The 7376-nt window shown below is 56.4% G+C and carries 7 protein-coding genes; 4 read left to right on the forward strand and 3 right to left on the reverse strand.

The window, feature by feature from the left end:
- Positions 1 to 14: 14 nt before the first annotated feature.
- From ftsX to ftsY, 3 genes are read right to left on the reverse strand one after another with little or no spacing between them, the layout of a single operon-like run.
- The gene (gene ftsX / locus ABIB59_RS24655; RefSeq protein ID WP_354037401.1) at positions 15 to 1073 is read right to left on the reverse strand and encodes a permease-like cell division protein FtsX; all 1059 of its coding nucleotides are present in this window, start codon (positions 1071 to 1073) and stop codon (positions 15 to 17) included.
- Positions 1066 to 1734: a cell division ATP-binding protein FtsE gene (gene ftsE / locus ABIB59_RS24660; RefSeq protein WP_041851332.1), complete on the reverse strand. Its 669-nt coding sequence runs from the start codon at positions 1732 to 1734 to the stop codon at positions 1066 to 1068. The genes ftsX and ftsE overlap by 8 nt, the downstream gene beginning before the upstream one ends.
- A 2-nt stretch (positions 1735 to 1736) precedes the next feature.
- Positions 1737 to 3107: a signal recognition particle-docking protein FtsY gene (ftsY, locus tag ABIB59_RS24665; RefSeq protein WP_354037403.1), complete on the reverse strand. Its 1371-nt coding sequence runs from the start codon at positions 3105 to 3107 to the stop codon at positions 1737 to 1739.
- Positions 3108 to 3297: 190 nt separating this feature from the next.
- Here ftsY and rsmD point away from each other — a divergent pair, with 190 nt between their 5' ends.
- From rsmD to zntA, 4 genes are all read left to right on the forward strand, one after another.
- Entirely contained in the window at positions 3298 to 3900 is a 603-nt protein-coding gene (rsmD, locus tag ABIB59_RS24670) for a 16S rRNA (guanine(966)-N(2))-methyltransferase (RefSeq protein ID WP_354037412.1), read from the forward strand.
- Positions 3884 to 4159: a DUF1145 family protein gene (locus ABIB59_RS24675; RefSeq protein WP_041851330.1), complete on the forward strand. Its 276-nt coding sequence runs from the start codon at positions 3884 to 3886 to the stop codon at positions 4157 to 4159. The genes rsmD and ABIB59_RS24675 overlap by 17 nt, the downstream gene beginning before the upstream one ends.
- Before the next feature lie 125 nt (positions 4160 to 4284).
- Positions 4285 to 4911 (forward strand): lysoplasmalogenase, encoded by a 627-nt coding sequence (locus ABIB59_RS24680; RefSeq protein WP_041851329.1) that lies wholly within the window; start codon positions 4285 to 4287, stop codon positions 4909 to 4911.
- A gap of 75 nt (positions 4912 to 4986) precedes the next feature.
- Positions 4987 to 7188 carry a Zn(II)/Cd(II)/Pb(II) translocating P-type ATPase ZntA gene (gene zntA, locus ABIB59_RS24685; RefSeq protein WP_354037406.1) on the forward strand — a complete coding sequence of 734 codons (2202 nt, stop codon included), beginning with the start codon at positions 4987 to 4989 and terminating at the stop codon, positions 7186 to 7188.
- The last annotated feature ends 188 nt before the right edge of the window (positions 7189 to 7376 follow it).

The following is a 7376-nucleotide window of genomic DNA, read 5'->3' on the forward strand; positions in this document are numbered from 1 at the left end:
ATATCAGACTTTTTTTACTGCGGAGTAAAGTGACGTAAATGTTGCACAGTTGCCAGCCAGGCAGCAACCCAGCCAATCATTGAGCACACCAGCAGCAACAGCAGGCATTCATCAAACGACAGGCCGTTCAGATCGAACTTCGTTCCGAATACCTGCGCCACCTCGCTCACCGCAGAGGAGAGCCGTAGCACCAGAATCTCAGAAAGAATCAGTGACAGGAAGGCGCCACTAAAGCCCAACAGCGCTCCACCGTACAGGAAAGGACGCAGAATAAAACCGTCCGTTGCGCCAATCAGTTTTTGCACGTTGATCGTATCGCGGCGGGCAAAAATGCTAAGACGCACGCTGTTGCCGATAACGAGGAACACCGCCGCTACCATCAGCACACCAATCATTGCCGATACCCGACCAACCAGCCCGGTTAGCGCCGCAAGACGGGCAAACCAGCTGTCGTCCATCCGCACTTCATCAATACCGTGCAGTTTCGAAATACGGTCACGCAGCGTGTTTAGCGCATTCGTGCTCTGGAAGTCGAGCTTGGGGATCACCACCGCCACCGCAGGCAGCGGGTTCTCTTCCAGCATATCCAGCGCGCCGCCAAAACCAGACCAGTTGCGGAACTCGCCGAGCGCATCCTCACGGGACAGGTAGTTGACCTTCTCCACACCCTGCTCCGCCTGAAGCTGCCCTACCACCTGAGCCGCAGCGTCGTCATCCAGCGCCTTATTGAAATAGACTGTAATTTGCGGTGACGGATAATACTGCGAGGCGGCCTGGTTAACGTTTTTGTACACCATATAGCAGACACTCGGCAGCGTCAGGGAAATGGCAATCACCATTACCGTCAGGAACGTGGCAAAAGGTTTGCTTTTCAGGTCCTGTAACGCGCCCTGGAAGGCATAACGCACCTGTTCGTTAAAGACGTTGGTTTTACGCGAACTGACTTTCGGCGCACCTTTACCACGGCGCGGCGCGTTACGGCCTGCATCACCGGTACCGCTCGCCGATTTACGAAAACGATCCAGTTTGCTGCCAAATTGCCGCATTTGATTCAATGCATCACGCTTATTCACCCGCCAGGCCTCCATGCAAATGGCCATCGCTTAAAGTCAGCATGCGGTACGAACGCCGGGAAATCAGCCCCAGATCGTGCGTCGCCATTAACACGGTGACCCCAACACGATTGAACTCCTCAAACAGACGTAAAATCCCTTCGGAAAGGGCGTCGTCCAGGTTACCGGTCGGTTCGTCCGCCAGCAGTACCGCAGGTTTGTTCACTACCGCGCGGGCAATACCCACGCGCTGTTGTTCACCACCGGAAAGCTGAATCGGAAAACTCTTCGCTTTGTCGAGCAGACCTACCTTGTCCAGTGCTGCGGAAACACGGCGACGAATGTCGTCACCGCTGGCCCCGGCAATGATCAACGGGATAGCCACGTTGTCATAAACCGTCCTGTCCATCAGCAAATGGTGATCCTGGAAAATCATCCCGATCTGCCGACGCAGAAACGGCACTTCCCGGTTTTTCAGGCGCGTAATATCGTGCCCGCCAAAGACGATTTTCCCGGCGCTTGGCCGCTCAATGCCACAGATAAGCTTGAGCAGGGTACTCTTCCCTGCGCCGGAGTGGCCGGTCAGAAAGGCCATCTCGCCCGGTTGCAGATGGAATGTCACCCCCTGCAACGCTTGTCTCCCACCGAGATAGGCTTTGCTGACGTGTTCAAAGCGAATCATTGTTAATCCTCTCGGGCAAAAAGTGCCTCTATAAAATCGCCCGCGTTAAACGGACGTAGATCCTCAATACGTTCGCCGACCCCAATGTAGCGGATAGGAATGCCAAACTGATCCGCTACCGAGAAAATCACACCGCCCTTCGCCGTACCGTCCAGCTTGGTAAGGGTGATACCCGTCAGGCCAACGGCTTCATGGAACAGTTTGGCCTGGCTTATCGCATTCTGCCCGGTGCTGGCATCGATGGTCAGCATCACCTCATGCGGTGCGTCTTCGTCCAGCTTTTTCATCACGCGGACGATCTTTTTCAACTCTTCCATCAGGTGCGCTTTATTCTGCAAGCGCCCGGCGGTATCGGCGATGAGTACATCCACATGACGCGCTTTGGCGGCCTGGATGGCATCGAAAATCACCGAGGCGGAGTCGGCCCCCGTATGCTGGGCGATAACCGGAATATTGTTACGCTGCCCCCACACCTGCAACTGCTCAACCGCCGCAGCACGGAAGGTGTCGCCAGCCGCCAGCATCACCGATTTACCCTGTTGTTCAAACTGACGCGCCAGTTTACCAATGGTGGTCGTTTTACCCACCCCATTGACGCCAACCATCAGAATAACAAACGGTGTTTTGCCTTCAACATTCAGCGGTTCATCAACTTTGGCAAGGATGTCACCCATCTCTTCTTTGAGCAAACCATACAGTGCCTCGGCATCACGCAGTTGTTTGCGCGACGCGCCTTCCGTCAGACTCGTAATGATTTTACGGGTGGTTTCTACCCCGACGTCGGCAATCAGTAACTGCTCTTCCAGCTCTTCAAAGAGATCATCGTCGATTTTTTTGCCACGGAACAGACTGATAAATCCGGAACCGAGATTCTCTTTGGTTTTCAGCAGGCTGCGTTTGAGTCGCGCGAAGAAACCCTCTTTGGTCGGCTTCTCTTGTTCAACAACGGCCTCTTCCACAACCTCTTCTGCAGGTTCGTCAACCGGCACCACCACCAGCGCTTCTTCAGCCGCATCCGCAGCCAGAGCCTGGGCTTCCAGCTCTTCATCGCTGATCGGCGCGTCTTCGTCGACAGGCTCCTGCTCCGGCTGCCACTCTTGCGCGGCACTTTCCGGTTCGCTCACCTCTTCCGGCAGCGGCAGTTCTTCGCGCGCCACGACCTCAGGTTGTGGTTCCTCTTCTACTGGCTGTGGCTTTTCGCTTTCAACCAGTTTTTCAGTAACCTCAACGACCTCTTCTGCAAAGGTTTTGCTCTCTTCCTGGGTATGCGGCGGCTGCGTTTCGGCTGCCTGCTCCGCTTCTTTTTCTTTTACCTGATCTTTTTGCCCAAAGCCCAGCCAGGAAAAAAAGCCACGTTTCTTCTCATCTGCCATTTGCGACTACACTCCTCGCGGTTTATTCATGGCGCAGCCCGTACTGGCGCAACAGGGCTGAAAAATAGGGTTAATTAGAGAGATAGTCTATCACTTTCCTTAACTCGCATCACCGCCTGCGGATTAAGGTTTCGCGCCGCGCCGGGCGCCGCTAGAATAGCAGGCCGAAATGATGAGCTAAGCGATGACCATGAAGAAACCCAATCGGGCCGCCACCGGCCAGATACGTATTATTGGTGGGCAATGGCGGGGACGCAAACTCCCGGTGCCGGACAGCCCCGGATTGCGCCCGACAACTGACCGTGTGCGCGAAACCCTATTTAACTGGCTGGCGCCGTCCATGGTCGACGCGCGTTGTCTCGACTGCTTTGCCGGCAGCGGCGCGCTGGGCTTAGAGGCCTTGTCACGCTACGCGGCCAGCGCCACGCTGCTCGAAATGGAACGCGGGGTCGCCCAGCAATTGCAGCAAAACCTGGCAACATTAAAAGCCGCCAACGGCAAAGTGATCACCGGGAATACCCTGGCCTGGCTGGCCCAAAGCGGCACGCCGCATGATATCGTGTTTGTCGACCCGCCGTTTCGCAAAGGGATGCTCGAAGAGACCTTAACCCTGCTGGAAAACAACGGCTGGCTGGCCAATGGCGCGCTAATCTATGTCGAAAGCGAAGTAGAGAATGGCCTGCCGCTGGTGCCTGCAAGCTGGAATTTGCACCGGGAGAAAGTCGCGGGGCAGGTCGCCTACCGCTTATATCAGCGTGAATCACAAGGAGAGGAAAATGAGCATACTGATTAATCTGGGACGGCTGTTAATGCTCTTTGTCTGGGCATTTTTACTGCTGAACCTGTTTTCCCCGTTTCCTAAACCGCTCAATATTTTCGTCAACGTGGCGCTGTTTTTCACCGTGTTTATGCACGCCATTCAGGCGACGATGATGAAAAAAACGCTGCCGAAAGACGGTCCGCAAATGACACGGTTCGAAGAGTTTCGCATCTTTGTCTTTGGCGTTTTTGAGCTGCTTATCTGGCTGAAAAAACTGAAAGCGAAAAAATAAATGGCACATTTTTAAGATTCCCCTGTCTTCCGTAACATTGTCATTCACCTGCTACGACCACTAAACTCATTAGTAGAGCCGTGGGCATGGTGCTCGCGATACAATAACGGATTCAGGGACTTATTATGCTTTGGTCATTTATTGCTGTCTGTTTTTCCGCCTGGCTGTATGTTGACGCTTCCTACCGTGGGCCTGTCTGGCAGCGTTGGGTATTTAAACCTGTCACGCTGCTGCTGCTGTTATTACTGGCCTGGCAAGCCCCTATGTTTGATGCCATCAGCTACCTTGTGCTTGCCGGGCTGTGCGCCTCGCTGATTGGCGATGCGCTAACCCTACTGCCGCGCCAGCAACTGCTCTACGCCATTGGCGCCTTCTTCCTCGCCCACCTGCTTTACACCATCTATTTTGCCACGCAGATGTCGCTCTCCTTCTTCTGGCCGTTGCCGGTGGTGCTGCTGATCGTTGGCGCCCTGCTGATTGCGGTGATTTGGTCGCGTCTGGAAGAGCTGCGTTTGCCTGTTTGCACATTTATCGCCATGACGCTGGTGATGGTCTGGCTGGCCGGTGAGCTGTGGTTCTTCCGTCCCACCAGCCCGGCGCTCTCTGCCTTTGTTGGCGCGGCGCTGCTGCTAATCAGCAACGTCGTCTGGCTGGGTAGCCATTACCGTCGCCGCTTCCGTGCCGATAACGCGATTTCCGCAGCCTGCTACTTTGCCGGGCACTTCCTGATCGTGCGTTCGCTGTACATTTAAAACGCTTGACTCTGGAGTCGACTCCAGAGTGTATCCTCCGGTTAATGAGAAAATTATCATTCACCGGAGGATGCCATGACGCCCCTCGATAATAAAAAACCCCCGCAGTTTGCGGCCATGAAACTTCGTCCATTGGCGGAGAAAACCGCGCCCTGCACGTGCGACATCCCCTGTGAAACGCCTGATGCGCCCCTCGAAAGCGCCAACGGCGAACGTTATAGCTGGCTGGTGACAGGGATGGACTGCGCAGCCTGCGCCCGTAAGGTGGAAAATGCCGTCCGCCAGATAGCCGGGGTTAATCAGGTGCAGGTCGCCTTTGCCACCGAAAAACTCACGGTGATTGCCGATAACGATATCCGCAAGCAGGTAGAAAAAGCCGTGCAACAGGCCGGTTACGCCGTGCAGGATGAAAACGCCCCCAAAGCGGCTGCGCCGTCGCGCTGGCAGGAAAATATGCCGCTTCTGATCCTGATTGTGCTGATGGGTATCAGTTGGCTGCTGGAGCAGTTTAACCATCCGCTGGGCCAGACGGCCTTTATCGTGACGACCCTTGTGGGGCTCTTTCCCATTGCGCGTCAGGCATTGCGCCTGATGCGCAGCGGTAGCTGGTTTGCTATCGAAACCCTGATGAGCGTTGCCGCTATCGGTGCGCTGTTTATCGGTGCGACGGCAGAAGCCGCCATGGTGCTGCTGCTGTTCCTGGTGGGCGAACGGCTTGAAGGTTGGGCGGCCAGTCGCGCACGAAAAGGGGTGAGCGCGCTGATGGCGCTAAAACCAGACACCGCCACGCGCATCCACAAGGGGGAGCGGCAGACCGTTAGTGCTCAGGCATTGCGCCCCGGCGATGTTATCGAGGTCCCGGCTGGCGGGCGTTTACCGGCTGATGGCAAGCTTTTAACGCCGTTCGCCAGCTTTGATGAAAGCGCATTAACCGGTGAATCCCTGCCCGTCGAGCACAGCAACGGCGAGAGTATTCCTGCAGGGGCGACCAGCGTTGACAGACTGGTGACGCTGGAAGTGGTTTCCCGCCCCGGTGAAAGTGCCATTGACCGTATCCTCAAGCTGATAGAAGAAGCCGAAGAGCGCCGCGCGCCTATTGAGCGCTTTATCGATCGCTTTAGCCGGATTTATACCCCAGTGATTATGGTCATCGCCCTGCTGGTCGCCGTGCTGCCGCCGTTGCTGTTCGCGGCAAACTGGCTGGCGTGGATCTACAAAGGGCTGACGTTGCTGCTGATCGGTTGCCCGTGCGCGCTGGTTATCTCAACGCCTGCCGCCATTACCTCAGGCCTGGCAGCGGCGGCACGTCGTGGGGCGCTGATTAAAGGCGGCGCAGCGCTGGAACAACTCGGTCGTATCCAGCATGTGGCGTTTGATAAAACCGGCACATTGACCGTCGGTAAACCGCAGGTTGTCGGCGTGTATCCACTTGCCGGGGTTAATGAAGAGACACTGCTGACATTGAGCGCTGCCGTGGAGCAGGGGTCGACCCATCCACTGGCGCAGGCTATTGTGCAGGAAGCCCGGACGCGCAAACGGGTGCTGCCGCAGGCTACCGAACAGCGCACGCTGACAGGTAAAGGTATTGAAGCACAGGTGGAGGGCCAGCACATCCGCCTGAGCGCGCCGGATAAGCTGCCGCCAGAGGTGCTGGATGGCGCGCTATTGGCGGATATCAATGCCCGCGAAAGCCAGGGGGAAACGGTTATCATCGCCCTTCGTGATGGCGTCGCTATTGGCTCCCTGTCGCTGCGCGATACCCTGCGAGAGGATGCGCGGGAAGCCATCGCCGCACTGCGTAACCTGGGCGTGGAGGGGGTGATGTTAACGGGCGATAACCCGCGTGCCGCTGCCGCCATTGCCGGAGAGTTGCAGATGGACTTCCGCGCCGGGCTATTACCCGAAGATAAAGTGAGCGCAGTCACCTTGCTCAATAAGGATGCTCCGCTGGCGATGATTGGCGACGGCATTAACGATGCCCCGGCGATGAAAGCCGCGACGATAGGCATTGCGATGGGCAGCGGGACGGACGTGGCGCTGGAAACCGCCGATGCGGCGTTAACCCATAACCGCCTCACCGGACTGGCGCAGATGATTCATCTTGCCCGCGCCACACAGGCCAATATCCGGCAGAACATTGCTATCGCTCTGGGGCTGAAAGCGATTTTCCTGGTAACAACATTGCTGGGGATAACGGGCCTGTGGCTGGCGGTACTGGCAGATACCGGCGCGACGGTATTGGTAACCGCCAACGCACTGCGTTTATTACGCAAATAAAAAAATCCCGGATGTCGCTTCGCTAACCCGGGATACCACCGGTTTTCTCCCTCTCCCCCTGGGAGAGGGTTGGGGTGAGGGGAATATGCGGCTCGGGAGGTGGGTTCCGTTCACCTTATGTTCATGGCGAAATGTCACCTCCGGACACGTGAACGGGTAAAGGGGAACACCGCGTTCCCCTTTACAAT

The sequence above is a fragment of the Citrobacter sp. UYEF32 genome (assembly GCF_040546205.1).
GTDB classification, from domain to species: domain Bacteria; phylum Pseudomonadota; class Gammaproteobacteria; order Enterobacterales; family Enterobacteriaceae; genus Phytobacter; species Phytobacter diazotrophicus.